We start from the raw sequence: 26,497 nt of genomic DNA, 5'->3' as shown, positions 1-26,497 counted from the left end.
TTGCATGAAGACCAGGTCGATTGCGTCATTGCTGCTGACCACCGCGCTCACCTTCGCCGCAGCAGGCGTCGCGTCCGCGCAGGACAAGATCGTCAAGATCGGCGCGCTGTCCGATCAGTCCGGCCTCTACGCCGACCTCGGCGGGCCGGGTTCGACGCTTGCCGCGCAGATGGCCGTTGAGGATTCTGGCCTTGCGGCGAAGGGCTGGAAGATCGACATCATCTCGGGCGATCACCAGAACAAGCCCGACATCGGCACCGCCATCGCGCGGCAATGGTTCGACGTGGACAAGGTCGACGTCATTGTCGACGTGCCGAACTCGGGCGTCGCGCTCGCCGTCAACAACGTCATCAAGGAAAAGAACGGCGTCTACATCAATTCCGGTGCGGCGACCTCGGACCTCTCCAATGCGCAGTGCTCGCCCAATACCGTGCACTGGACCTACGACACTTACATGCTGGCCCACACCACCGGCCAGGCGCTAGTCAAGGCCGGCGGCGACACCTGGTTCTTCCTGACCGCGGATTACGCCTTCGGCGCGGCGCTCGAGCGCGACACCACGGCGGTCATCACCGCCAACGGCGGCAAGGTGGTCGGCGGCGTCAAGCATCCGCTGAACACGCCGGACTTCTCCTCGTTCCTGCTTCAGGCGCAGGCCTCCAAGGCCAAGATCATCGGCCTTGCCAATGCCGGCGGCGATACCACCAACACCATCAAGCAGGCGGCCGAGTTCGGCATCGTCAAGGGCGGTCAGAAGCTGGCGGCGCTGCTGCTCTTCCTCACCGACGTCAAGGCGATCGGCCTCGAGACGGCGCAGGGCCTCAACTTCACCGAGACGTTCTACTGGGACATGAACGACCAGACCCGGGCGTTCTCCAAGCGCTTCGCCGAGAAGATGAAGAACAATGCGCCGCCGACCATGGTGCAGGCCGGCGTCTATGCGGGCGTACGGCACTATCTCAAGGCCCTCGAAGCGCTCGGCGGCAATCCGCATGACGGCATCAAGATCGTCGAGAAGATGAAGTCGATGCCGACCGAGGACGATCTGTTCGGCAAGGGCGAGATCCAGCCCAACGGCCGCACCATTCACAACGCCTATCTCTTCGAGGTGAAGAAGCCCTCGGAATCCAAGGGACCGTGGGACTTCTACAAGCTGGTCGGCACGGTGCCGGGCGATCAGGCCTTCACGCCGCTGTCCGAGAGCAAGTGCGCGCTCTTGAAGAAGTAAGATGACGGCCGGCAGGCCATCAGGCTTGCGGGCGACTTTTAAGGGAACGCCGAAGGGACCGGGTGCGGGATCGATGCAGGCTCTTTACGCTCAGCTACTGGTGGGACTGATCAACGGCTCGTTCTACGCGCTGCTCAGTCTCGGGCTTGCCGTGATCTTCGGCATGCTCAACATCATCAATTTCGCCCACGGCGCGCTCTACATGATGGGCGCCTTCGTCGCCTATTTCCTGCTCAACCTCGGCGGCATCAATTATTGGTGGGCGTTGCTGCTGGCGCCCATCATCGTCGGCATTTTCGGCATGATCCTCGAGCGGACCATGCTGCAATGGCTGACCGGGCTCGATCACCTCTACGGCCTGCTCCTGACCTTCGGCATCGCGCTGATCGTGCAGGGCGTGTTCCAGAATTATTTCGGCTCCTCCGGTCTGCCTTACGCCATTCCGGACCAGCTCAAGGGCGGCATGAACCTCGGCTTCATGTTCCTGCCCGTCTATCGCGGCTGGGTAGTCGTGTTCTCGCTGGTGGTGTGCCTTGCGACCTGGTTCCTGATCGAGAAGACGCGGCTCGGTGCTTACCTGCGTGCCGCCACCGAGAACCCGACGCTGGTGCGCGCCTTCGGCGTCAACGTGCCGCGCATGATCACGCTGACCTATGGTCTCGGCGTCGGCCTTGCCGCGCTCGCCGGCGTGCTCTCCGCGCCGATCAATCAGGTGCGGCCGCTGATGGGCGCCGACCTCATCATCGTCGTGTTCGCGGTGGTCGTGATCGGCGGCATGGGATCGATCATGGGCTCGATCATCACCGGCTTTGCGCTCGGTGTGATCGAGGGCCTGACCAAATATTTCTACCCCGAGGCCTCCAACACCGTCGTGTTCGTGCTGATGGTGCTGGTGCTCTTGGTGAAGCCAACGGGATTGACGGGAAGGGCGGCCTGATATGACAGCCTTGACGGACGACACGCTGCCGGTGACCCCGCGCACGGTGCGCGACGAGATGATCGTGTTCGTGGTGATGGCGCTGCTCTTGGCGTCGGTGCCATTCACGGGAGTCTATCCGTTCTTCGTGATGCAGGCGCTGTGCTTTGCGCTGCTCGCCTGCGCCTTCAATCTGCTGGTCGGCTATGGCGGCCTGCTGTCGTTCGGGCACGCAATGTTCCTGGGGACTGCCGGCTATTGCAGCGCACATGCGCTGAAGGTGTGGGCGCTTCCGCCCGAGCTCGGCATCCTCGTCGGCGTCGCCGCCGCGTTCGTGCTGTCGATCGTGACCGGCTACATCTCGATCCGTCGCCAGGGCATCTATTTCTCGATGATCACGCTGGCGCTGTCGCAGCTTCTTTATTTCATCTACCTGCAGGCGCCGTTCACCCATGGCGAGGATGGCATCCAGGGCATTCCACAAGGGTACATGTTCGGCGTGCTCGATCTGTCCAAGCCGACCGTGCTCTACTATGTCGTGCTGATCGGCTTCCTCGCCGGCTTCCTCTTGATCTTCCGCATCATCAACTCGCCGTTCGGCGAGGTCCTGAAGGCGATCCGCGAGAATGAGCCGCGGGCGATCTCGCTCGGCTACCGTACAGACCAGTACAAGTTCCTGGCCTTCATCCTGTCGGGCACGCTGGCCGGCTTTGCCGGTGCGCTGAAAGTCTTCGTGGCGCAGAACGCCTCGCTCACCGACGTGCACTGGTCGATGTCGGGCGAGGTCGTCCTGATGACGCTGGTCGGCGGTCTCGGAACCATCTTCGGTCCCGTGATCGGCGCCTTCGTGATCATCGCCATGCAGCAATATCTGGCGGGCTTCGGCCAATGGGTGACGGTGATCCAAGGCGCGATCTTCGTGATCTGCGTGCTCACCTTCCGCCGCGGGGTCATCGGCGAAATCGCGCATTACTTCCGGCGATCGCTCTAAGTAGCTGATATAAAATCGGTTTACCGGTCGCTCGAAAGCGGTGGATGACCCTGCACCGCGGGCGTGAGATGACACGCGCGTGGATCGAAAATGGTCTATGACAGTTTCATGACGGCCCCTTCGGGCCAGGCCATTTTTCCAACCGGTAGCCTATCCCCATGATGCGATGGTTTCGTGCTTTCCTGCCCAAGGAGGAACGGTTCTTCGACCTGTTCGACCGTCATGCCCAGACCGTGATCCAGGGCTCGATCGCGCTCCAGAGCATGCTCAACGGCGGCGAGGAAACGCCGGTCTATTGCCAGCGCGTCAACCAGTTCGAGAACGACGCCGACAACATCACCCGCGAAGTGCTGACGGCGGTGCGCCGCACCTTTATCACTCCGTTCGACCGCGGCGACATCAAGAACCTGATTACCTCGATGGACGACGCCATCGACCAGATGCAGCAGACGGCGAAGGCCGTGATGCTGTTCGAAGTCCGCGCCTTCGAGCCGCCGATGCGCGAGATCGGCGGGCTTCTGATCGAATGCGCCAATCTGGTCGGGCGCGCGCTGCCGCTGATGCAGTCGATCGGCCCGAACGTCGCCATGCTGACCGCGATCACCGAAGAGCTGGGCAAGCTGGAAGGCCGCGTCGACGACCTCCATGACATCGGGCTGAAGGAGCTGTTCCTCAAGCATCGCGCGGGCAACGCGATGGATTTCATCGTCGGCGCAGAGATCTACGACCATCTCGAGAAGGTGGCCGACCGTTTCGACGACGTCGCCAACGAGATCAACAGCATCGTCATCGAGCAAGTGTAACGCATGATCCGGAAAAATGTGCCGCGGTTTTCCTTCGCGACAAACGCTGAACGCGTTTGCGCGGAGATCATGCGAAAAAATTGAGGCAGGGCCGCTGTGGATGCTGCGTTGGCTCTTCCCGTCCTGGTCGGCTTGATCGCCGTCGCGCTGCTGTTCGATTTCTTGAACGGACTCCATGACGCCGCCAATTCGATCGCGACCATCGTCTCGACCCGCGTGCTGCGGCCGCAATTTGCGGTATTCTGGGCCGCGTTCTTCAATTTCGTCGCCTTCATGGTGTTCGGGTTGCACGTCGCCCAGACCATCGGTACCGGCATCATCGATCCCTCCATCGTCGACGCCCAAGTGATCTTTGCGGCCTTGGTCGGGGCCATCGTCTGGAACCTCGTGACCTGGGCGCTCGGCATCCCGTCATCGTCCTCGCATGCGCTGATCGGCGGACTCGTCGGCGGCGGCATGGCCAAAGCGGGCATTTCGGCGGCAGTGTGGAGCGGATTGTCGAAGACGGTGCTGGCGATCGTGCTGTCGCCCCTGGTCGGCTTCCTGCTCGCAATGATGCTGGTGGCGATCGTGTCCTGGGCCTCGGTGCGCTCGACGCCCTTTGCGGTCGATCGCGCCTTCCGCATCCTGCAATTCGCCTCCGCCTCGCTCTATTCGCTCGGCCATGGCGGCAACGACGCCCAGAAGACCATGGGCATCATCGCGGTGCTGCTGTATTCGCAGGGTCATCTCGGCAGCGAATTCTCGGTGCCGTTCTGGGTCGTGCTGTCCTGCCAGGCTGCGATGGCGCTGGGCACGCTGATGGGCGGCTGGCGCATCGTCCGCACTATGGGCCTGCGCATCACCAAATTGACGCCCATGCAGGGCTTTTGCGCGGAGACCGGGGGCGCTGCGACCCTGTTCATGGCGACCTTCCTCGGCGTTCCCGTCTCGACCACCCACACCATCACCGGCGCCATCGTCGGCGTCGGCGCCGCCCGCCGCGTCTCGGCGGTGCGCTGGAACGTCGCTAGCTCGATCGTTTATGCCTGGGTGATCACGATCCCGGCCTCGGCCATCGTCGCCGCGCTGACCTGGTGGGTGGTCAAGATCTTCGTCAAGTAACGAACTTTAGGCCGGCAATTCCGGCGACGATGAGCCCGATGCTGGCGAGGCGGAACGCCGTGGCCGGCTCGCCGAACAGGATGATGCCGAGCGTCGCGGTGCCGACCGCGCCGATTCCGGTCCAGACAGCGTAGGCGGTTCCGACGGGCAGTGATTTGAGAGCAAGTCCGAGCAAGATGACGCTGCCGGCCATGGCCGCGAGCGTGACGACGGACGGAACAGGCCTGGTAAAGCCCTCGGTGTATTTCAGGCCGATCGCCCAGGTGATCTCGAGAAGCCCAGCGATCAACAGGATGCTCCAGGCCATGACGACCCTCCATTCTAGGCAGGGTCGTCCCCGCGGCTGAGGTGCTGAGAACGGGAAGGCCGTCCTTCCCGAAATGCCGATATGGGGCTGGCCGGAGGGCCACGCAATCACCAAATGAGGCTTGATCAGGCCCAGTTTCCCTGCCAAACGCTCCCGCCATGTCCGACATCGTCACCACCGCAGCCGAATCGCCGGCCCGTTCTCCGCTTGCCGCTGAAGTGGCACGGCGGCGGACCTTTGCGATCATCTCCCACCCCGACGCCGGCAAGACCACGCTGACCGAGAAGCTGCTGCTGTTCGGTGGCGCCATCAACCTCGCCGGTCAGGTCAAGGCCAAGGGCGAGCGGCGCAACACGCGTTCCGACTGGATGAAGATCGAGCGCGAGCGCGGCATTTCGGTCGTGACCTCGGTGATGACCTTCGAGTTCGAAGGCCTCGTCTTCAACCTGCTGGATACTCCGGGCCACGAGGACTTTTCGGAAGACACCTACCGGACGCTCACGGCGGTCGATTCCGCCGTGATGGTGATCGACGCCGCCAAAGGCATCGAAGCGCGCACCCGAAAGCTGTTCGAGGTATGTCGTCTCCGGGATATCCCGATCATCACCTTCATCAACAAGATGGACCGCGAGAGCCGCGACGTCTTCGAGCTGCTGGACGAGATCGAGAAGACGCTGGCGCTCGACACCACGCCGATGACCTGGCCGGTCGGCCGCGGCCGTGACTTCCTCGGCACTTATGACGTCGTCAATGGCGGCGTGCGCCTGCTCGAAGGCGGCGGTGCCAAGACCGGTGCGGCGCAGCAGATCGAGATCGAAGAGCTCGCCAAGCTCAATGCCAATCTGGACGTGTCCGCGGTGAAGGACGAGCTCGATCTCGTCACCGAAGCGTCAAAACCGTTCGAGCTCGAAGCGTTCCGCGAGGGACATCTGACGCCGGTTTATTTCGGCAGCGCGCTGCGCAATTTCGGCGTCGGCGACCTCCTGGAAGGTCTCGGCAAGTTCGCGCCCGAGCCGCGCGCGCAGGACAGCGACCAGCGCAAGGTCGAGGCCACCGATCCGCGCATGAGCGCCTTTGTGTTCAAGATCCAGGCCAACATGGATCCGAACCATCGTGACCGCATCGCGTTTGCGCGGCTCTGCTCGGGCAAGCTCAGCCGCGGCATGAAGGCCAAGCTGGTGCGCACCGGCAAGAGCATGCCGCTGTCGAGCCCGCAATTCTTCTTCGCGCAGGATCGTTCGGTTGCGGATGAGGCCTTTGCCGGCGATGTCGTCGGCATTCCCAACCACGGCACGCTGCGCATCGGCGATACGCTGACGGAGGGCGAGGATTTCAACTTCGTCGGCGTGCCGAGCTTTGCGCCGGAAATCGTCCGCCGCGTCCGTCTCACCGATGCGATGAAGGCGAAGAAGCTGAAGGAAGCTCTACAGCAGATGTCGGAGGAGGGCGTGGTGCAGGTGTTCCGCCCTCGCGACGGCGCGCCCGCGCTGGTCGGCGTCGTCGGCGCGCTCCAGCTCGATGTGCTCAAAGCGCGGCTGGAGGCGGAATATTCACTGCCGGTCGAGTTCGAGGTCAGCGAGTTCCAGCTGGCACGCTGGGTCTCCTCGGAGGACCGCAAGAAGCTCGACACCTTCATTGCCGCCAACACCTCGAGCATCGCCGACGATGTCGATGGCGATCCCGTGTATCTGGCGCGGAACGAGTTCTATCTCGGCTACACCCGCGAGCGCGCCGAGGGCATCGAGTTCACCAACGTCAAAGACGTCAAGAAGAAGGGGTAGGGCGGCTATCCCCCGCTGTGCAGCCACCCCTCCGCTGTCGTGCCCGCGAAGGCGGAGCATCCAGCACGCCTCTCGGCTCAACAATGATCCCCCTGGAATAGTGAGCGGGTTCGGCCCGGCGACGAAACCGCGTTTGAACGCGCGCATGTGAACACGAGGTGGGCTTGAAGCCGCGGCAAGATCTCCCCAACATGATGGTGGATGGTCGCTCATCGCGGTGCTTCTCAATGCTGCGCGCATTCCTGGTTCTGCTGCTGACCTTCTTGGCGGTAAGTGCCGCCGCAGCGCGGCCCCGGCAGATCAATCCGATCCCGTTCTCGCACGAGCCGTGCAGCGTGCTGGACGGCGGGCCCTGCACGCCGTCCTATTGCAGCGTGCTCGATGAGGGCCCCTGCATTCCCGAGATCGACTATCCTTACGGGCAGAACCTCCAGCTTACGATCGAGAGCGTGCCGTCCGAGGCCGATCGTGCCAAATATCAGAGGCCGGATCACGATCTCGACACGATCGGCGACCTCTTCGCCGCGCTGCGCAGCTGCTGGTCGCCGCCGTCGGACAATTCGCGCGCCGGCATGCAGATGTCGGTGCGCTTCAGCTTCAACAGGGCGGGTGGCCTGATCGGCCCGCCGCGCCTCACATATGCGACCGCGGGCGTGCCGGCCGGCACCCGCACCACCTATCTCAATGCCATCAACGCATCGCTGAATGCATGCCTGCCGCTGAAATTCACCAGCGGCCTTGGCGGCGCGCTGGCGGGCAGGCCGATCGCGATCCGCTATGTCGACAATCGCGAGCTTGCCAAATAGCGCAGGCTATCTCCTCATCCTGAGGAGCACGTTCTTCACGCGCGTCTCGAAGGATGAAGGCCAGGCTGTGACAGAGGGGGCCTCTGTTGTTCGAGACGGCGCTTTCGCGCCTCCTCACCATGAGGGGAGGGAGTTGCGAGCGGCGGCCAATCGATGATACCTCAGATGTGGGGGCTGCTTGAGGGGGAGGATGTCGTGGGTCTGCTGGTCATGATCCTGGGGCTGGTGCTGTTTTTCGCGGCCCATGTTTTCACGACGAAACGAAAGGCGCGCGCAGAGGCGATCGCGAGGCTGGGCGAGGGGACCTACAAGATTCTCTATTCGCTCGTCTCGCTCGCGGGGCTCGCGCTGATCATCTGGGGCTTTGCCCATTATCGCAGCTCCGGCTGGATCGACGTCTGGTACCCGCCGAAGGTGCTGAAGCACATCACGCTCGCCTTGATGCTGCCGGCCGTTATCCTGGTGGTGGCCTCGTACCTGCGCGGCCGCATCTATGCGACACTGAAGCATCCGATGCTGACCGGCATCAAGCTGTGGGCGGCCGCGCATCTGCTCGCCAATGGCGATCTCGGCTCCATCATCCTGTTCGGCTCGTTCCTGGGCTGGGCTGTGTATGATCGTATCACGCTCAAGCACCGCACCGATGCCGGCGGTCCGCCGATCCCGGTGGGCGGTGTCACCAACGATTTGATCGCGGTCGCGGTCGGAATTGTCGCGTATCTCGCGCTGGCCTTCGCGTTCCATCCAGTCGTGATCGGTGTTCCCGTCATCGGCGTCTAGCCGGTTAGCACAAGACGAAGCCTGGACGTCCATGGGCGATAGCTGGCAAGAGCAATAAGCCGAGGGCCCTTCGATGGATTGGTCGCAATCTCAGATTCCGCCGATGCGGTTCGAGTCGCGCTTTGGCGATCGGGTGGTGCCGGCATTTTGCGATCGGCCGTCGAGCCTGTGGGCCATGATCGCGGAAGCCCGCGCGCGCAATGGTGATGGCGAGGCGCTGATTTGCGGCGACGTCCGCCTGAGCTGGCGACAAGCCGTCGAGCAGTCCGCGCGGATCGCGGCCGGCTTTCGCGAGCTCGGCCTGCAACGCGGCGACCGCGTTGCCATCCTGCTTGGCAACCGCATCGAATTTCCGCTGCTGCTGTTCGCCGCCGCGCATGAGGGGCTGGTCACGGTGCTGCTCAGCACGCGCCAGCAGAAGCCGGAGATCGCCTATGTGCTCACGGATTGCGGCGCGAAGGTCCTGATCCACGAGGCGGCCCTCGCCGAGCGGCTGCCCGATGCGCAGGATGTGCCCGATGTGATCCACCGCATCGCCATTGACGACGATCCGGCCCGGTCGCGCTTCTCCGCTCTCGCTGACAATGCACCGGCGCCTGCGCCGGTCGAGGTGAATGAGGAGGACACCGCGATGATCCTCTACACCTCGGGTACGACGGGCAAGCCGAAGGGCGCGATGCTGGCCCATTGCAACATCACCCATTCCTCGATGGTGTTCGTGTCCTGCCTGCAATTGACGGCGGCGGATCGCTCGATCGCCGCGGTGCCGCTCGGCCACGTCACCGGCGTTGTTGCCAACGTCACGACGATGATCCGCTGCGCAGGCGCGCTGATCATCATGCCGGAGTTCAAGGCGGCCGACTATCTCAAGCTCGCTGCGTGCGAGCGCGTCACCTACACCGTGATGGTGCCGGCGATGTACAATCTTTGCCTGCTGCAACCAGATTTCGACAACTACGACCTGTTGAGCTGGCGCATCGGCGGCTTTGGCGGCGCACCGATGCCGGTCGCGACCATCGAGAAGCTCAAGGCGAAGATCCCCGGGCTGAAGCTGATGAATTGCTACGGCGCGACCGAGACGACCTCGCCCTCGACGATCATGCCGGGCGAGCTGACGCAGAGCCATATCGACAGCGTCGGCCTGCCGTGCCCGGGCGCGCGCATCGTCGCGATGGACACCGGCGGGCGCGAACTGCCGCCCGGGGAGATCGGCGAGCTCTGGATCCAGAGTGCCTCCGTCATCAAGGGCTATTGGAACAACCCGAAGGCCACGGCCGAAAGCTTCACAGGCGGCTTCTGGCACTCCGGCGATCTCGGCTCGGTCGACGCGGAAGGGTTTGTCCGCGTGTTCGACCGGCAGAAGGACATGATCAATCGCGGCGGCATGAAGATCTATTCGGCCGAGGTCGAATCCGTGCTCGCCGGCCATCCCGCGGTGGTCGAGAGCGCGATCATCGCCAGGGCCTGCCCGGTGCTGGGCGAACGCGTCCATGCAGTGGTGGTGACGCGCAGCCCGGTTGCCAGCGAGGCCCTGCGGGCCTGGTGCGCGGAGCGGCTGTCCGACTACAAGGTCCCCGAGACCGTGGCGATCAGCGCCGAGCCATTGCCGCGGAATGCCAATGGCAAGGTGCTGAAGCGTCGGTTGCGGGAGCTGCTCGGAAGCTGAGCAGACAGGCCGCTCCGGGCTGTCCCGGAGTGGTTAACGCCTTGATCGGGCTGGCTTTGCCTTGCCACCGCCATATCGTTAGGGTACCTCGCCGCCACACGGGGACGGGATTCCTGACGCGAATGCTTTGGCGCGCGCACCCGGACGGGCATGGGATTAGCATAAGTGTCTGAATTATTTGACGAAGTCGATGAGGAAGTACGTCGCGAACAGCTCAAGAAGCTGTGGGACAAGTATTCGATCTACTTCATCGCCCTGATGGTGCTGATCGTGGCCGCCGTCGCTGGCTGGCGTGGCTACCAATATCTGGAGGCCAAGAAGGCCGCCGAGGCTGGCGCCGCCTTCGAGAAGGCCGTCGAGCTGTCCGAGCAGGACAAGCATGCCGACGCCGAGAAGGCCTTCACCGAGCTCGCCGCCAAGGCCCCGTCCGGCTATCGCACCCTGGCGCGGCTGCGCGCTGCGGCAGAGGCCGCTGCCCGCGATCCCAAGGCCGCCGCGAAGATGTATGACGACATTGCCGCCGACCGCGGCGTCGGCGGCGAGTGGCAGGATCTGGCCAAGATCCGCGGTGCCGGCTTGCTCCTCGACAGCGCCAGCTACGCGGACATGCAGCAACGGCTGGAAGCCTCCGCCGCGCCCAAATCGACCTTCCGCCACAGCGCCCGCGAGATGCTGGCCTTGTCGGCCTGGCGCAACAACGACATGACCGCGGCCCGCAAATGGCTCGACGCGATTGCCGAGGACGGCGAAACACCGCCCGGCCTGCGCTCGCGCGCCGAGGCGCTCCAGGCTGTGCTGCCGCCCGCCGCCAAGAGCTGACGACGGCCCTCTGACGCAAACGAGACACAAGATGCGCCGCACGCTACGTTTGATCGCAGCCGCCGTCCTGATCGCCTTCACGGGCGTCCTGGGCGGCTGCTCCAGTTTCGATCCAAGCGACATGCTCGACTTCCTCGACACCAAGAAGAAGCTGCCAGGCGACCGCAAGCCGGTCTTCCCGGAGGGGGTGCCGGGCCTCGAGCAGGGCGTGCCGAAGGAGATGTACAAGGGTGCGCAGCAGCAACCCGATCCAAACGCGCCTGCCGTCGCGGCTCTGCCGGCGGAGCCGCCGCCCGAGCCGGCCAAGCCTGCGAAGGGGGCCAAGGCGACGAAGTCCAGGCAGCCAGCCGCAACGGCCGCCGCGCCCGCTGGCGCCGAGGTCGATGGCGAGGCCCAGCCAGAGGCTGCGCCGACTACCGCCGCTCCGTCGCCCAAGCATAAGATCGTCCGCAAGCGCACCACCGCGCCGCCGCCGGATCAGCCTGCCCAGCAGGCGCAACCGACCCAGACCACGCAGCAGCAATCGCAGGGTGCTTTCCCGGCGCCGCTGCCGAGTGGCAGCTTCTCGCGCTAGAGCATGATCCGGAAAAGTGTGAAGCGGTTTTCCGAAAAGATCATGCTCAAACAATTACTTTCACTGCATTGACAGACGCGGCTCCGGCAGCGCACGAATGACTGATGCCCTTCACGATCGCCATCATCGGCCGGCCCAATGTCGGCAAATCGACGCTGTTCAACCGCCTGGTCGGACAGAAGCTGGCGCTCGTCGATGACCTCCCGGGCGTCACCCGCGACCGCCGCGAGGGCGAGGCGAGGCTCGGCGATCTCGAATTCACCATCATCGATACCGCCGGTCTCGACGAGGGCGCCAAGGGCTCGCTGACGGCGCGCATGCAGGAGCAGACCGAGACCGCGATCGCGCAGGCCGACGCGCTGTTCTTCGTGATCGATGCCCGCATCGGCCTCACGCCCACCGATCGCGCTTTCGCCGATTTCGCCCGCAAGGCCAATAAGCCGGTGCTGCTGGTCGCCAACAAGAGCGAAGGCAAGCATGGCGATGCAGGGGCAATGGAGGCCTTTGCCCTTGGCCTCGGCGACCCCATCCAGATCTCGGCAGAGCATGGCGAGGGCATGGGCGAGCTTTACGATGCCTTAGCTAAGCTGATGCCCGAGCCCGTTAACGACGATGAAGACGAGGACGACGAACAGCTTTCCGAAGAAGAGGCGGCGACGCGCCCGATCCGGGTCGCTATCGTCGGCCGGCCCAATGCCGGCAAGTCGACGCTGATCAACCATCTGCTCGGCGAGGAGCGCCTGCTGACCAGCCCGGAAGCCGGCACCACACGCGATTCTATTGCAGTGGAGATCAACTGGAAGGGCCGCGATTTCCGCGTGTTCGACACCGCGGGGCTGCGCCGTCGCTCGCGCATCGAGGAGAAGCTGGAAAAGCTCTCGGTGGCCGACGCGCTGCGTGCGGTGCGCTTTGCCGAAGTCGTCGTGCTGATGATGGACACGCAGAACCGCTTCGAGGAGCAGGATCTGCGCATCGCCGATCTGATCGAACGCGAGGGAAGGGCGGTCGTGCTCGCCGTCAACAAATGGGATCTGATGGAGACCAAGGGCGGCGGCGCGATCTCGGGCCTGCGCCGTGATGCCGACCATTGGCTGCCACAGCTCAAGGGCGTGCCAATCGTCGCCGTATCAGGCCTGATGGGCGAGGGCATCGACCGCCTGATGCAGGCGATCCAGGACGCCTACGCGATCTGGAATCGTCGCGTATCGACGGCCGCGCTCAATCGCTGGTTCGAGCAGGCGATCCAGGCCAATCCGCCGCCGGCGGTGTCCGGCCGCAGGCTGAAGCTGAACTACATCACCCAGACGAAAGCGCGCCCGCCAAGCTTCGTGCTGTTCTGCTCGCGTGCCGATGCGGTGCCGCAGTCCTACTTGCGCTACCTCACCAATTCCATGCGCGAGACTTTCGAGTTGCCGGGTACTCCGGTGCGCATCACCTTGCGCGAGAAGGCGAATCCCTTCGCGCATAAGCGCAAGCGGCCGTCGTGAGCGGGGAGAGGGGCGAGGCGATGGCGCAGAGCGCCGCGCCGGTCCGGCGTGGTGCCGTCGCCTTCATCTTCGTCACCATCCTGCTCGACATGCTAGCACTCGGCGTGATCATGCCGATCCTGCCGAAGCTGATCGAGAGCTTCGTCGCCAACGACACTGCGCACGCGGCCCGCATCTTCGGCGTGTTCGGTACCGCCTGGGCGCTGATGCAGTTCGTGTTCTCGCCACTGCTGGGCGCGCTGTCGGATCGCTTCGGGCGGCGGCCGGTGGTGCTGCTGTCGAATTTCGGGCTCGCGGCCGACTACGTGCTGATGGCGCTGGCGCCCTCGCTGGTCTGGCTGTTCATCGGCCGCGTGATCTCTGGCATCACCTCGGCAAGCATCTCGACTGCCTTCGCCTACATCTCGGACATCACGCCGCCGGAGCGGCGCGCGGCGGTCTTCGGCAGGATCGGCGCGGCCTTCGGTGCCGGCTTCATCCTGGGCCCGGCGCTCGGCGGCCTGCTTGGCGACATCGATCCACGCCTGCCGTTCTGGGCCTCGGCGGCCTTGAGCTTCGCCAATGCGCTCTACGGGCTCTTCGTCCTGCCGGAATCGCTTTCGCCCGATAGGCGCGCGCCGTTCCGCTGGAGGAGTGCCAATCCGATCGGCGCGCTGCACCTTCTGCGGTCCAACGCGGTGCTGGCCGCCTTGTCGGTCGTCAATTTCATTGCGCAGGTCGCGCATGTCGTGTTGCCCTCGACCTTCGTGCTCTATGCGACATATCGCTACGGCTGGGATTCCAAGACCGTGGGGTTGACGCTCGCCATGGTCGGCATCTGTGCCATGGTGGTGCAGGGACTCGCCATCGGCCCGATTGTGCGCGCGCTCGGCGAGCGGAACGCGCTGCTGCTGGGCCTGTGCTGTGGCGCGATCGGCTTTGTGGTCTTGGGCGCTGCGCCGACCGGACCGCTATCCTGGCTCGGCATACCCGTTTTGGCGCTGTGGGGGATCTCCGGCGCCGCCTCGCAATCGCTGATGACGCGGCTGGTTGCACCCGATCAGCAGGGCCAGTTGCAGGGCGCGACCGCGAGCGTGCAGAGCGTGTCGCAACTCGTCGGCCCGTTCCTGTTCACGCTGACATTTTCCTATTTCATCGGGGCCAGCGCGCCGCTGCATCTGCCCGGCGCGCCATTCCTGCTTGCGGCGGTGCTGATGGTGGTCTGCGTGGCGATCGCCGTGCAGTCGCTGGGTGCGACCAAGACAGTCTCGTAGGATGGCAAAGGCGCGCAAGCGCCGTGCCCACCGTCTGTTCATTATAAGCAAGAACTCGTAGGCACGCTTCGCTTTGCCCACCCTTGTATTAGCCTGATCGGTTATGTTGAGCCGTTCCGTGAGGAATGGCCCAGCCCGGGTGGCCGCGCGAGATCCCGGGTTCGATGCGAGCGCATCGCCCCGGGATGACCGCTATGCGGTCACTTCTTCACCAGCGGGCAATCGCTGTCCTTGAGCGGCTTGGCCGCGTCTTCCGCCGCGATCGTGGCGATCTGCTTGTAATAGTCCCACGGACCCTTCGATTCCTCGGGCTTCTTCACCTCGAACAGGTAGGCGGGGATCAGGCGGCGTCCGTCCTCGCGCAGCGGGCCCTTGCCGAACAGCGGGTCGTCGGTCGGCAGCTCCTTCATCTTGGCGACGACCTTGGCGCCGTCATGCGGATTGCCGCCGAGCGCTTCCATCGCCTTGAGATAGTGCAGCACCATGGCGTAATTGCCGGCCTGGGTCATCGAAGGCATCGCGTTCTTGTTGGCCTGCGCCGAGAAGCGCTTCGACCAGGCGCGGGTCTGATCGTTCAGGTCCCAGTAGAAGGACTCGGTGAAAGTCAGTCCCTGCGCCGTCTTCAGACCGAGCGAGTGCACGTCGTTGATGAAGAGCAGCAGCGCGGCGAGCTTCTGGCCACCCTGAACGATACCGAACTCGGCGGCCTGCTTGATCGCGTTGGTGGTGTCGCCGCCGGCATTGGCGAGCCCAATCACCTTGGCCTTGGAGGATTGCGCCTGCAACAGGAAGGACGAAAAGTCGGCCGTGTTCAGCGGATGCTTGACCCCACCGAGCACCTTGCCCCCGTTGGCGGTCACGACCGCGCTGGTGTCGCGCTCGAGCGCATGACCAAATGCATAATCGGCGGTCAGGAAGAACCAGGTGTCGCCGCCCGCTTTCGTGAGCGCCTTGCCGGTGCCGTTGGCGAGCATGTAGGTGTCGTAAGTGAACGAGATCGTGTTCGGCGTGCAAGCCTTGCCCGTCAGGTCAGCAGTGGCCGCGCCCGAATTGAGCAGCACCGCGTTCTTCTCCTTGACGACATTGCTGACCGCGAGCGCCACACCGGAATTCGGGGTGTCGGCGATGGCGTCGACCTTCTCGGTATCGATCCATTGCCGGGCGATGTTGACCCCGACGTCAGGCTTGTTCTGATGATCGCCGCTGACGACGTCGATCTTCCAGCCCTTCTTGAGCAGGCCGGAATCCTCAACCGCCATCTTGATTGCGACCACGGAGTTCGGGCCGCCGATGTCGGCATAGAGGCTCGACATGTCGTTGAGCACGCCGATCTTGACGGTCTTGTCCTGGGCGTAGGCGGATGTGGCAAAACCGAAAGCGGCACAGGCCAGAAGCGCCGCCGAGTGGCGTGCGAATGTCGTGGTCATGAAAGGTTCCCTCCATTGTCAAATATGCGGACGGCCCTCTTGCGGAGCCTTGTTTCCGGCTGTTGGCTCTAGCCTGTCCGATGGCCGGCGGCAATGCGCCTAAAGCCGGATGACGCTGCGTCGTAGCGTCATCCATCGGTTAACTTTTGGGAAAAATGCGTCAAGACGCTATTTGAGCGCGTCCGATGTCAGCCTGAATTTCTGAATGCGCTTTCCGGTATCAACCTCGGCGGTATACACGTTACCCTTGGCGTCGATCGCCATGGCGTGCACCCAGTGGAATTGGCCGGCATTGCGGCCGTTATGGCCGAAGCTGCCGACCACGCTGCCGTCCTCGCGCTTGATCACCCTGATCTCGTTGTTCTCGCCATCGGCAGTGAGCAAATAGCTCTGCTTCGGATCAGGCCAGATCGCGATGTCCCAGACGGCGCCGTTGCCGAGCGTGTTCTTCTCGTAGAAGAACTCCTTCACGAAGCTGCCGTCCTTCCGGAACACCTGGATACGGTTGTTGATGCGGTCGCAGACGTAAACCAGTCCGTCATTGGCGAGCTTCACGCAATGGACCGGGTTGCCGAATTGCTGGGCCACCGGCGCCTTGGGATCGTAGGGCGCCTGCTTGGCGTCATCAGGCTTGTTGCCATAGGCGCCCCAGTGCCGCTTATAGGCGAGCGTCGTCGCGTCGAACACGATGACGCGGCGGTTGCCGTAGCCGTCGGCGACGTAGATCTCGTTTGCCTCCTTGTCGATCGCAGTCTCGGCGGGTTTGCCAAGCTGCGTGGTGTCGTTGCTGCCGAGGCTCGGCGCGAATTTGCCGATCTGGGCGACGAACTTGCCATCGAGCGTGAACTTCAGGATCGCGTTGTCGTTGTCGGCATTGCCGCCGACCCAGACGAAGCCGCGCTCGTCGACCTCGATCCCGTGCTCGCGGCCGACCCATTCATAATCCTGGCCCGGACCGCCCCAGGACCGCAGCAGATTGCCATCGCTGTCGAATTCGAGCACGGGCGGTGCCGACACGCAGCATTTCGAGCGCGGCGGATTGAGGCTCGCGCCTTTCTCGTCGTCGGTCAGCGAGCGCGGGCGATGGATTACCCAGATGTGGCCCTGCCAGTCGACGGTGATGCCGCCGACCTGGCCGAGGATCCAATTGTTCGGCAACTGCTTTGGCCAGGAGGCATCGACCGCGAAGGTCGGGACGTCGCCGGCGGTTGCGGCAACGGGAAGCGCGAGTGCGCTTGCTGCGATCAGAACGAAGAAAGCTCGAGAGACATTTGCGAGCGCACGCGCAGAGCCTGCGCGATCATGCCATGGCGCCATGGCAACCTCCCTTTTTTGGCTTTGCGGCTTGCTGCCGTTTGAGCGGCGGCAGTCAATCGCGGGGAGGCATCCGAGTCAATCAGGCCGGCGCGCGGAAGCTCATCAGTCTGCGCGTCTTGTAATCGTAAAACTTGCCGGTCTCGGTCCAGTCGGGCGTGCACATCGGCACGATCAATTCGGCCACCTGCTCGGGCGTGTCGAGCGTCGCCGGATCCTCACCCGGCATCAGGGTGGCGCGCATGCGGGTGCGGACCGGGCCGGGGTTGAACAGGTTGACGCGCAGTTTCGTGTTCGCGGTCTCCTGCGCCCAGGCGCGGGCCAGCGTTTCCAGTGCGGCCTTGGACGCCGCGTAGGGGCTCACATAGGCGGTAGCCTTGTTGGCCGCACCCGAGGTGATGAACACGGCGCGGCCGGCATCGGACTGCTTCAGCAGCGGCTCCATGCAGCGGATCAGCTGGAAGTTCGCGGAGACGTTCACCGCCATCACGTCGTTGAAGGCCTTCAGCTCGATATGGCCGACCGGCGAGGACGGGCCGAGCACGCCGGCATTGCCCACCAGGATGTCGAGCTTGCCGTAGCGCTCGTGCAGACCGGCGCCCAGCCGCGCGATGCCGTCGGAATCGGTGAGGTTGAGCGGCACCAAGGTGGCGCTGCCGCCGTCTTTCCGGATCTCGTCGTCGAGCTCCTCCAGCCCGCCCTGCGTGCGCGCCACCGCCACGATATGCGCGCCGGCCCTGGCCAGCGCGCGTGCCGTGGCATAGCCGATGCCGCGCGAGGCGCCGGTGACGAGAGCGATGCGGTCGGTGAGGGGTTTGGTCATGGCGGGGTTTTACAGGCGTGGATGGCCGGGACAAGCCCCCCGCATGGTCGTCATTCCGGGGCGATGCGAAGCATCGAACCCGGAATCTCGAGATTCTCAGGTGCGCAATTGCGCACCATAGTTCGCGCTGCGCGCGCCCCGGAATGACAGCAGGAGGTCAGCTCGCCTCGGCAAGCAGCGAGAGCTGCCGCGGCTGCGGCTCGGTCTGGGTCTGGTCGGTGAGATGGGTCGGATACGCCCCGGTGAAGCAGTGGTCCGAGAATTTCGGATTGGCGGGGTCGCGGCCCGGCTCGCCCATGGCGCGGTACATGCCGTCGATCGACAGGAAGGCGAGCGAGTCGGCGCCGATGATCTCGCGCATTTCCTCCAGCGAATGCGTCGCCGCGAGCAGGCCGCCGCGGTCGGGCAGGTCGATGCCGTAATAATCGGGATAGAGGATCGGCGGCGAAGCGAGGCGGAAGTGCACTTCGGTCGCACCCGCATCGCGCATCATGCGCACGATCTTCTTCGAGGTGGTGCCGCGCACCAGCGAGTCGTCGATCAGGATGATGCGCTTGCCTTCGATCGCAGCGCGGTTGGCCGAGTGCTTCATGCGCACGCCGGATTCGCGGATCGCCTGCGTCGGCTGGATGAAGGTACGGCCGACATAATGGTTGCGGATGATGCCGAGCTCGAACGGCACGCCGGAGAACTGGCTGTAGCCGACCGCCGCGGGCACGCCGGAATCCGGCACCGGCACCACGACGTCGACCGGGACGTGGCTCTCGCGCGCGAGCTGCGCACCGAAGTTCTTGCGCACCTCGTAGACCGAACGGCCGTGGACGATGGAATCCGGACGGGAGAAGTAGATATACTCGAAGATGCAGGGGCGCGGTGCCATCGGCGGGAACGGCTTGTGGATGTCCTGGCCGTTCTCGTCGAACACGATGACTTCGCCGGGCTCGATGTCGCGCACGAAGCGCGCGCCGATGATGTCGAGGGCGCAGGTCTCCGAGGTCAGGATCGGACAGCCGTCGAGCTCGCCGAGCACGAGCGGACGAATGCCGCGCGGATCGCGCGCGCCGACCAGCTTCTTGTTGGTCAGCGAGACCAGCGCATAGGCACCTTCGATCTCGCGCAGCGCGTCGACATAGCGCTCGATGAAACGGCTGCGCTTGGAGCGCGCAACCAAATGCAGGATCACCTCGGTGTCGGTGGTCGATTGCATCATCGCACCGTTCTTCACGAGCTCGCGGCGCAGTGTCAGGCCGTTGGTGAGGTTGCCGTTATGCGCGACCGCAAGGCCGCCGGCGTTGAGCTCGGCGAACAGCGGCTGCACGTTGCGCAGGATGGTGGCGCCGGTGGTGGAATAGCGGACATGGCCGACCGCGACATTGCCGGGCAGGCGGTCGATCACCTCGCGACGGGAGAAGGTGTCGCCGACCAGGCCGAGGCGGCGTTCTGAGTGAAAGCGGCTGCCGTCGTAGGAGACGATGCCGGCGGCTTCCTGGCCGCGGTGCTGAAGAGCGTGGAGACCGAGCGCGGTGATGGCGGCGGCATCGGGGTGGCCGTAGATGCCGAACACGCCGCATTCCTCTCGCAGCGTATCCCCCTCCAGATCGTCCTGGACCTCCAGAGCGGCCGGGCCCAAACCGGCCCTTGGATCGAGATCAAGCTGGGCGTCCTGGTCAGGGTGTCGCATCTCGTCCGCGCCTTTCTTTAGGGCCAATCAACGCGCCGCAGGTTTCTCGATCAGCTTTTTCAGGCTGTCACGAGCCGGTTTACTGTATCCGTCGCCACTGCCCGAAGGCTGCTGCTCGGATTCAGCTTGATCATCATCTGGTTTGTTTTTCTTGAATCTCTTCAAGATGGTGTTCTCGGGGTCGTCGGGCAAGAGGGCCATCAGCCAATCCCCGGTTCCCTGGAGCACCACGCGGGATTTCGCCCCTGTAACCCAGTCCGGACGCTGCTTGTCTGGAACCAGCCAGGTGAAGAACAGGAAGGCGACCACGACGATCAAAAGCCCGCGAGCCAGGCCGAACAGGAAGCCGAGCGTGCGGTCCAGCGCGCCGATGCGCGAATCCAGGATCATGTCCGAGATTCGGACCGTGATCACGGAGACCACGACCAGGGTGCCCACGAATACGCCGGCGACCACGACCACGCTCGCCACAGTATCGTTGTTGAAATAGGTCTTGGCGGTCGGCAGCAGCTTCGAGAAGGAGTACAGCGTGACGATCGCGGCAGCGCCCCAGGCTGCGATCGACAGGATTTCGCGCATGAAGCCGCGGACCATGGCGAGCAGGCCCGAAATCAGCATCACACCGAGCAGGATCAGGTCGAGGAGTGTTACTGGCATCGGCTGGTCTGGTCCGCTCGTACTCTCAAAGGTGCTCTAGCGAATCGGTGTTTGGCCGCCGCCCTAAAAGACGGGCAGACGGCGTTCCCGGCAAGGCCGCAACCACGCAATCCCATGCTGCTTTTGTGACGGCTGTATAGCGGCGGGGGCCTCCGACGTCACCTCCGGCTAACCATCTCCACGGCGGAATCTTGCCGGTGTGGCATTTTTCTCGGCCGGCCCGTTCGATTCGCCCCGGCGCGAGCCGCGGGCGGCGATTTCGGCCACCAATGTCGTCAGGCTGTTGACCGCGTTCAGCGACAACCCGGCATCGCCGCTGGTCTCACCCCGGGCCGATTCGGGCAGCACGGCGCGCTGGAAGCCGAGTTTTGCCGCTTCCTTCAGCCGGGCTGGGGTCTGCGCGACGGGGCGGACGACGCCGGACAGCGAGATCTCACCGAAATAGACGGCATCGGTCGGTAACTGCGCATTAACCAGCGACGACACCAGTGCTGCCGCAGCCGCCAGATCCGCCGCCGGCTCGTTGATGCGCAAGCCGCCGGCGACGTTGAGATAGACGTCATGGCCGGACAGCTTGACCCCGCAATGGGCTTCCAGCACCGCCAGCACCATCGAGAGCCGGCTCGGGTCCCAGCCGACGACGGCCCGGCGCGGGGTGCCGAGCGAGGTCGGGGCCACGAGTGCCTGCAATTCGACCAGGACGGGCCTTGTGCCCTCGATTCCTGCGAACACGGCGGTGCCGGGCGTGCCGAGATCGCGCTCGGACAGGAACAGCTCGGAGGGGTTGGTGACCTCGCGCAGGCCGAGGCCTGTCATCTCGAATACGCCGATCTCGTCGGTCGGCCCGAACCGGTTCTTCACCGCCCGCAGGATGCGGAACTGCTGCGAGCCTTCGCCCTCGAACGACATCACGCCATCGACCATGTGCTCGACCACACGGGGGCCGGCGATCTGGCCGTCCTTGGTGACGTGGCCGACCAGGATGATGGCGGCACCGGTCTTCTTGGCAAAGCGGATCAGCGCCTGCGCCGAGGCACGGACCTGGGTCACGGTGCCGGGCGCGGATTCCACCGTATCGGTCCACATCGTCTGGATCGAGTCGATCACGATCAGCCGGGGCACCGCGCCCTCCGACAGCGTCGAGACGATGTCCTCCACCGAAGTCTCGGCGGCGAGCTGCACCGGCGCATCCGACAGCCCAAGCCGCTCTGCGCGCAGGCGCACCTGCGCGACCGCCTCTTCGCCGGAGATGTAGACGACGCGGTGGCCGGCGCGCGCCAGCAGGCTGGTCGCCTGCGTCAGCAGGGTGGATTTGCCGATGCCGGGATCGCCGCCGACCAGCAGCACCGAGCCGCGGACGAACCCGCCGCCGGTGACGCGGTCGAGCTCGGTCATCCCTGACGACAGACGCGGCGCATCCGGGCTTCTTCCGGCAAGGCTCTCCAGCGCAAACGTCCGTCCCTTGCGTTTGGAGCGGATCGACACCGGCACGCTGCCGCTGGTGTCCTCCTCGGCCAGCGTGTTCCACTCGCCGCAGGACTCGCACTTGCCCTGCCAGCGATTATAGGCCGCGCCGCAGTTCTGGCAGACGAAAGAGAGGGTGGTCTTGGCCATGGAGATAGCGATTCGTGCTCAAGGAGATTGAGTCGCGTTCCATAGCATGGAGAGCCCGGCCGCGACCATGATCGCGTCCATCAGCAGGCGAAACATCTCCGGCTTCAGGTGCAGCACGAAACGCTTCGCGACGAAGGCGCCCGACATCAGCGAGGCGCCCGCGATCAGGCCCTTGACAAAGACCTCGCCGGTCAGGGCGCCGAAGCGCTCGAACGTCACGGATTTCGCGAAATAGAGGCCAAGCGACGAGGCGGCTTCAGTCGCGAGGAACGCGCCCTTGCTGAGCCCGTAAAACAGAAACAAGGGCACGCTGAGCGGGCCAGTCGAGACCACGATGCCGGTGAGATAGCCGATGACGGCACCGCCGATCGCGAGATGCCACAGATTGGCCTTCAGGTCGTGCCGCGCCAACCAGTGCCGCACCGGAACCATCGCGATCAGGAAGATGCCGATGGTGAGATCGACCGCGTGCGCGGGCAGCGCCAGCAGCGTCCGTGCGCCGAGCGCTGCCGCCGGAATGCCCGTCACCGAATAGGCCGCGCAAGCCCGCCAGTCGACCTCGCGCCACCACGCCAAAATCCGCGCAAAGTTCGCCATCACGGAGGCCACCGCCATGATCGGCACGGCTTCCTTCGGCCCATAGGCATAGACCAGCACCGGCATCAGCATGATCGACGAGCCGGTGCCGACGATGCCGGAGATGGTGCCGGCGATGAGGCCGACGCTGAGGACGAAGAGAAAGGCCAAAATGGGCTCCCCGAATCGGGAGAGTTTAGCCGCGCCCAGCGATATGGGCGATCCGTGAGGCGAGGGAACCGATCGCGCTACGCATCGACATGCCGGTCTGGCCGCCGGCTTTGAGACATTTCAATGCCGCGGCTTCGCAGCTTACCACGAGCGCGCTGCAGCGACACGCTTTCCCTGAGCATGGCTGCGAATGCGCCGACAAAGGTATCGCCGACCGCTTCGTATCGGCCGGCGACCGAACACCAGGGTCATGGAGAGGCGGTCAGCCTTGCTCGTCCATGACGCGCAGCTTCTCCACGCGGCGGCGGAAATCCTCGTCGGTCGAGAATTCGGCCGAGAGGTAGGAGGACACGAGATCCACGGCGAGCCAGGCGCCGACGATCTGCGCGCCGATGCACATGACGTTGACGTCGTCGTGCTCGACGCTCTGATGGGCGGAATGGACGTCATGGCACACCGCGGCGCGGATGCCCTTCATCTTGTTGGCCGCGATCGAGGCGCCGACGCCGGTGCCGCACACCATGATGCCGCGCGCGGCTTCGCCCGAAGTCACCTTCTGCGCCACGGCGCGCGCGATGTCGGGGAAGTCCACCGGCTTGTCGTCATAGGAGCCGACGTCGATAACGTCGTGGCCGAGCTTGCGGATGTGATCGATGACGGTCCGCTTGAGCGGCCAGCCGGCGTGGTCGGATCCGATGACGAGACGCATGTAATATCCTTCTTGATCTTGCATTGATCGTGACAGCCGTATGCGGCTGTCACGATTGTCCGTTTGATTCAGCTGCGCATGTCGGGCGGCAGTTCGACGCCGTGGAATTTCTTGTAGATCGCGTTGAGCTTGCCGTTCTTGACGTTCTCGGTGATCCAGGCGTTGAGCTTGTCCATCAGGCGCTGCTCGCCCTTCTTCAGGCCGATGGCGAGGTCGAAGGTCGCCAGCGGAATCCTGGACTCGAACACCCGCGAGGGGTTCTTCACCCCGATCTGGTTGATGATCGTCGCGGACGAGGCGACGCAGTCGACCTGGCCGGAGACGGCCGCCGTCACCATCGTGGCATCGTCGTCGTAGCGGGCGATCTTGAGGTCCTTGTCCTTCATGTTGGACAGCGTCGTGTCCTGCGTGGTGCCGCGCGAGACGCCGATCGGCTTGTCCTTCAGGTCGGGCCAGTCCTTGACGGCCGACGATTTCAGGCAGCCGATATCGGATTGCAGCGTCGCATAGCGCTTGGTGAAGTCGATCACCTTGGCGCGGTCCGGCGTCACCGACAGGGTCGAGATGATGATGTCGGCCTTGCCGGTCAGGACGTTGGGGATGCGGGTCGCGCCGGTGGTCTGGATGAATTCCAGCTCGAGCCCCCAATCCTTGGCGAGCAGCTGGGCGACTTCGACGTCGGAGCCGGTTGGCTTCATCGTGGAATCCATCATGCCCGACGGCGGGATGGCAAGGTCCGTCGAGATGCGGATTTTCTTCGCCTTCGTGATGTCGTAGAGCAGATCGGCAGATGCCGGCGCGGCCGATATCATGACGAGGCAGCACAGCGCGGCCGCCCCCAGCAATGTCCTGTTTGTCATCCTTTGGTTCTCCTCTCCTGTTATGATTTCAGGTTTCCAGTGCCCACGAATTGCATGAGCTCGGGCGTTGCCGGCGACGTCAGGATCGAGGCCGGCCCGGTCTCGTGGACCTTGCCGCGATGCATGAAGACGATCCGGTCGGCGATGCCTTTGGCAAAGCCCATCTCGTGGGTGACCATCACCATGGTCATGCCATCAGCCGCGAGCTGCTCGATCACTTTCAGCACTTCGCCGGTGAGCTCCGGATCGAGCGCGGAGGTGACCTCGTCGAACAGCATCACCTTCGGCTGCATCGCGAGCGAACGGGCGATCGCGGCGCGCTGCTGCTGGCCGCCGGAGAGCTGTTCGGGATAGGCATGCAGTTTCTCCTCGAGCCCGACCTGTGCGAGCACTTTTCGCGCGAGGTCCTTGGCTTGCGAAGCGGTCAGGCCCTTCACGGCGCACGGCGCGAGCGTGATGTTCTGCTCGATCGTGAGGTGCGGAAACAGATTGTAGCTCTGGAACACGATGCCGACGTCCTGGCGCAGCGCACGCAGATCGACGTCCGGCCGGTCGACCCTGTGTCCGCAGACGACGATCTCGCCGCCGTCCACCTTCTCGAAGCGGTCGATGCAGCGCAGCGCCGTGCTCTTGCCAGAGCCGGAGCGCCCGATCAGCGCCAGCACCTCGCCGCGTTCGACGGCAAAGGAGACGCCGTCGAGCACCCGCAGCGGGCCAAAGCTTTTCTGGACGTCGCGGAGCGACACGATGGGCTCGGAGGAGAGGGCGTTTTGTTGCATGTCAGGCCGGCGCGAGGTTGGACCTGCCATACCCCATCCGCCGTTCCAGCCTCTGGCTGAACAGCGACAGGGGATAGCACATGGCGAAGTAGGTGGCGGCGATGATGGCGTAGATGGCGAACGGCTCGAACAGCGAGTTGTTGACGATCTGGCCCGAGCGCATCAGCTCGACGAAGCCAACGACGGAGGCGAGCGAGGTGTTCTTGATGATCTGCACCATGAAGCCGACGGTCGGAGGCGTCGCGATGCGGATCGCCTGCGGCAGGATCACCTTGATCATGCGCTGGGTCCGGCTCAGCGCCAGGCCTTCGGCAGCTTCCCATTGCGGCTTCGGCACGGACTCGATGCAGCCGCGCCAGATCTCGCCGAGATAGGCGGCAACATAGAGCGTCAGCGAGGCGCCGGCCGCGGCGAGCGGCGAGACCTTCAGGCCGATGGCGGCCAAGCCGAAATAGCCGAGGAACAGAATGACGAGCAGCGGCGTGCCCTGGACGAGCTGGACATAGACGGCACTGGCGATCCGCACCGATTTGAGCGGCGAGATCCGCGCCAGCGCAATCACGAAGCCGACGATGCCGCCGCCGATCAGCGCGATCATGGACAATCCGATCGTCCACAGCGCGCCCTGGCCGAGGAACATCAGATGATTGATGTTGAGATGTCCGCCCATGGTCATCTCACAACGGCGTGCCGAGCCGGCGCCGGCGCGGAAACAGCACGAGGCCGAGGCCCCAGAAGCCCGCGCGCATCACCAACGACAGGATGACGTAGAGCACGGCCACGATGATGTAGGTCTCGAAGGCGCGATAGGTGTCCGACTGGATGTAGTTCGCGACTGCGGTGAGCTCCTCGGCCGAGATCTGCGAGCAGACCGAGGAGGCCAGCATCAGCAGCACGAATTGGCTGGTCAGCGCCGGATAGACCTTCTCGATCGCGGGCAGCAGGATGATGTGCCAGTAGATCTGGAGGCGCGACAGTGCCAGCCCTTCGGCGGCCTCGATCTGTCCGCGCGGGATCGCCTCAAAGCCGGCCCGCATGATCTCGGCGGTATAGGCGCCGACATTGATGGTCAGCGCGGCCACCGCCACGGTGAAGGCGGAGTATTTTAGGCCAAGGCTGGCGAGGCCGAAATAAACCAGGAAGATCTGCACGAGCAGTGGGGTGTTGCGGATGGTCTCGACATAGACCTTGCAGGCGCCCGCGATCAGCGCGTTGTGCGTGCCGCGCCCGACCGCCGCAAGCGTTCCGAGCAGGGCGCCGAGCACGGTCGCGAAGAATGCCAACTCCAACGTGAGCGCGGCGCCGGCCAGAAAACTTGGCCAGCGCTCCAGCACTGCGGGAAAGTCGAGTTGGAGGGTCATCGTATCGAGT

26 protein-coding genes are annotated in these 26,497 nt (G+C 64.4%); 13 read left to right on the top strand and 13 right to left on the bottom strand.

From position 1 onward, the window contains the following. Positions 1 to 4 precede the first annotated feature (4 nt). From IVA98_RS18555 to IVA98_RS18535, 5 genes are all read left to right on the top strand, one after another. A complete protein-coding gene (locus tag IVA98_RS18555) occupies positions 5 to 1,228 on the top strand; it encodes an ABC transporter substrate-binding protein (protein WP_247304344.1) in 1,224 nt (407 codons plus the stop codon). Between the two features lie 73 nt (positions 1,229 to 1,301). After that, positions 1,302 to 2,165, top strand: a complete 864-nt coding sequence (locus tag IVA98_RS18550) for a branched-chain amino acid ABC transporter permease (RefSeq protein WP_247281658.1) — start codon at positions 1,302 to 1,304, stop codon at positions 2,163 to 2,165. A gap of 1 nt (position 2,166) precedes the next feature. Next, complete coding sequence (locus IVA98_RS18545; RefSeq protein WP_247304342.1) at positions 2,167 to 3,135, top strand: branched-chain amino acid ABC transporter permease; 969 nt, start codon at positions 2,167 to 2,169, stop codon at positions 3,133 to 3,135. A 158-nt stretch (positions 3,136 to 3,293) separates the two neighbouring features. After that, positions 3,294 to 3,938: a DUF47 domain-containing protein gene (locus IVA98_RS18540; protein WP_247281656.1), complete on the top strand. Its 645-nt coding sequence runs from the start codon at positions 3,294 to 3,296 to the stop codon at positions 3,936 to 3,938. Between the two features lie 96 nt (positions 3,939 to 4,034). Next, positions 4,035 to 5,042, top strand: a complete 1,008-nt coding sequence (locus IVA98_RS18535; protein ID WP_247281655.1) for an inorganic phosphate transporter — start codon at positions 4,035 to 4,037, stop codon at positions 5,040 to 5,042. On the opposite strand, the gene sugE is transcribed toward IVA98_RS18535, so the two are convergent. Next, complete coding sequence (gene sugE / locus IVA98_RS18530) at positions 5,035 to 5,349, bottom strand: quaternary ammonium compound efflux SMR transporter SugE (RefSeq protein ID WP_247304340.1); 315 nt, start codon at positions 5,347 to 5,349, stop codon at positions 5,035 to 5,037. The two genes, IVA98_RS18535 and sugE, sit on opposite strands and share 8 nt — an antisense overlap. A 158-nt stretch (positions 5,350 to 5,507) precedes the next feature. Here sugE and IVA98_RS18525 point away from each other — a divergent pair, with 158 nt between their 5' ends. The 8 genes from IVA98_RS18525 (at position 5,508) to IVA98_RS18490 (ending at position 14,515) form a co-directional block, all read left to right on the top strand. Continuing rightward, a complete protein-coding gene (locus tag IVA98_RS18525; RefSeq protein ID WP_247304338.1) occupies positions 5,508 to 7,130 on the top strand; it encodes a peptide chain release factor 3 in 1,623 nt (540 codons plus the stop codon). Positions 7,131 to 7,357: 227 nt separating this feature from the next. After that, positions 7,358 to 7,936, top strand: a complete 579-nt coding sequence (locus IVA98_RS18520) for a UCP034077 family protein (RefSeq protein ID WP_247304337.1) — start codon at positions 7,358 to 7,360, stop codon at positions 7,934 to 7,936. Positions 7,937 to 8,131: 195 nt separating this feature from the next. After that, positions 8,132 to 8,716: an NnrU family protein gene (locus IVA98_RS18515; RefSeq protein WP_247304336.1), complete on the top strand. Its 585-nt coding sequence runs from the start codon at positions 8,132 to 8,134 to the stop codon at positions 8,714 to 8,716. Positions 8,717 to 8,789: 73 nt separating this feature from the next. Further along, positions 8,790 to 10,382, top strand: a complete 1,593-nt coding sequence (locus tag IVA98_RS18510; protein WP_247304335.1) for a class I adenylate-forming enzyme family protein — start codon at positions 8,790 to 8,792, stop codon at positions 10,380 to 10,382. Positions 10,383 to 10,547: 165 nt separating this feature from the next. Next, the gene (locus IVA98_RS18505) at positions 10,548 to 11,201 is read left to right on the top strand and encodes a tetratricopeptide repeat protein (protein ID WP_247355299.1); all 654 of its coding nucleotides are present in this window, start codon (positions 10,548 to 10,550) and stop codon (positions 11,199 to 11,201) included. Between the two features lie 31 nt (positions 11,202 to 11,232). Next, complete coding sequence (locus IVA98_RS18500; RefSeq protein WP_247304333.1) at positions 11,233 to 11,775, top strand: hypothetical protein; 543 nt, start codon at positions 11,233 to 11,235, stop codon at positions 11,773 to 11,775. A gap of 104 nt (positions 11,776 to 11,879) precedes the next feature. Beyond that, the gene (der, locus tag IVA98_RS18495; RefSeq protein WP_247304332.1) at positions 11,880 to 13,262 is read left to right on the top strand and encodes a ribosome biogenesis GTPase Der; all 1,383 of its coding nucleotides are present in this window, start codon (positions 11,880 to 11,882) and stop codon (positions 13,260 to 13,262) included. Beyond that, complete coding sequence (locus tag IVA98_RS18490; protein WP_247304331.1) at positions 13,259 to 14,515, top strand: TCR/Tet family MFS transporter; 1,257 nt, start codon at positions 13,259 to 13,261, stop codon at positions 14,513 to 14,515. Before der ends, IVA98_RS18490 begins: the two co-directional genes overlap by 4 nt. 200 nt (positions 14,516 to 14,715) lie before the next feature. On the opposite strand, the gene IVA98_RS18485 is transcribed toward IVA98_RS18490, so the two are convergent. The 12 genes from IVA98_RS18485 to IVA98_RS18430 form a co-directional block, all read right to left on the bottom strand. Then, positions 14,716 to 15,942: an ABC transporter substrate-binding protein gene (locus tag IVA98_RS18485; RefSeq protein ID WP_247304330.1), complete on the bottom strand. Its 1,227-nt coding sequence runs from the start codon at positions 15,940 to 15,942 to the stop codon at positions 14,716 to 14,718. Positions 15,943 to 16,110: 168 nt separating this feature from the next. Then, the gene (locus IVA98_RS18480) at positions 16,111 to 17,259 is read right to left on the bottom strand and encodes an NHL repeat-containing protein (RefSeq protein ID WP_247304329.1); all 1,149 of its coding nucleotides are present in this window, start codon (positions 17,257 to 17,259) and stop codon (positions 16,111 to 16,113) included. Between the two features lie 79 nt (positions 17,260 to 17,338). After that, the gene (locus IVA98_RS18475) at positions 17,339 to 18,079 is read right to left on the bottom strand and encodes an SDR family NAD(P)-dependent oxidoreductase (RefSeq protein ID WP_247304327.1); all 741 of its coding nucleotides are present in this window, start codon (positions 18,077 to 18,079) and stop codon (positions 17,339 to 17,341) included. Positions 18,080 to 18,236: 157 nt separating this feature from the next. Continuing rightward, positions 18,237 to 19,760 carry an amidophosphoribosyltransferase gene (gene purF, locus IVA98_RS18470; protein ID WP_247281643.1) on the bottom strand — a complete coding sequence of 508 codons (1,524 nt, stop codon included), beginning with the start codon at positions 19,758 to 19,760 and terminating at the stop codon, positions 18,237 to 18,239. A gap of 27 nt (positions 19,761 to 19,787) precedes the next feature. Beyond that, complete coding sequence (locus tag IVA98_RS18465) at positions 19,788 to 20,417, bottom strand: CvpA family protein (protein WP_018317599.1); 630 nt, start codon at positions 20,415 to 20,417, stop codon at positions 19,788 to 19,790. A gap of 168 nt (positions 20,418 to 20,585) precedes the next feature. Further along, positions 20,586 to 22,031 (bottom strand): DNA repair protein RadA, encoded by a 1,446-nt coding sequence (radA, locus tag IVA98_RS18460; RefSeq protein ID WP_247304324.1) that lies wholly within the window; start codon positions 22,029 to 22,031, stop codon positions 20,586 to 20,588. A gap of 18 nt (positions 22,032 to 22,049) precedes the next feature. Continuing rightward, positions 22,050 to 22,778, bottom strand: coding sequence for a sulfite exporter TauE/SafE family protein (locus IVA98_RS18455; RefSeq protein WP_247336373.1), 729 nt, complete (start codon positions 22,776 to 22,778; stop codon positions 22,050 to 22,052). Between the two features lie 262 nt (positions 22,779 to 23,040). Next, positions 23,041 to 23,487 (bottom strand): ribose 5-phosphate isomerase B, encoded by a 447-nt coding sequence (gene rpiB / locus IVA98_RS18450; protein ID WP_247304320.1) that lies wholly within the window; start codon positions 23,485 to 23,487, stop codon positions 23,041 to 23,043. Positions 23,488 to 23,555: 68 nt separating this feature from the next. Beyond that, positions 23,556 to 24,347, bottom strand: a complete 792-nt coding sequence (locus IVA98_RS18445; protein ID WP_247355298.1) for a transporter substrate-binding domain-containing protein — start codon at positions 24,345 to 24,347, stop codon at positions 23,556 to 23,558. Between the two features lie 20 nt (positions 24,348 to 24,367). Next, positions 24,368 to 25,126, bottom strand: a complete 759-nt coding sequence (locus tag IVA98_RS18440) for an amino acid ABC transporter ATP-binding protein (RefSeq protein ID WP_247304316.1) — start codon at positions 25,124 to 25,126, stop codon at positions 24,368 to 24,370. Between the two features lies 1 nt (position 25,127). After that, on the bottom strand, positions 25,128 to 25,796 hold the full coding sequence (locus IVA98_RS18435) for an amino acid ABC transporter permease (RefSeq protein WP_247304314.1): 669 nt from the start codon (positions 25,794 to 25,796) through the stop codon (positions 25,128 to 25,130). A gap of 7 nt (positions 25,797 to 25,803) precedes the next feature. Next, positions 25,804 to 26,487, bottom strand: a complete 684-nt coding sequence (locus IVA98_RS18430; protein WP_247281635.1) for an amino acid ABC transporter permease — start codon at positions 26,485 to 26,487, stop codon at positions 25,804 to 25,806. Between the last annotated feature and the right edge of the window lie 10 nt (positions 26,488 to 26,497).

It is taken from the genome of Bradyrhizobium sp. 160 (genome assembly GCF_023073735.1).
Lineage (GTDB): Bacteria > Pseudomonadota > Alphaproteobacteria > Rhizobiales > Xanthobacteraceae > Bradyrhizobium.
This window is presented reverse-complemented; position numbering and strand designations above follow the sequence as displayed.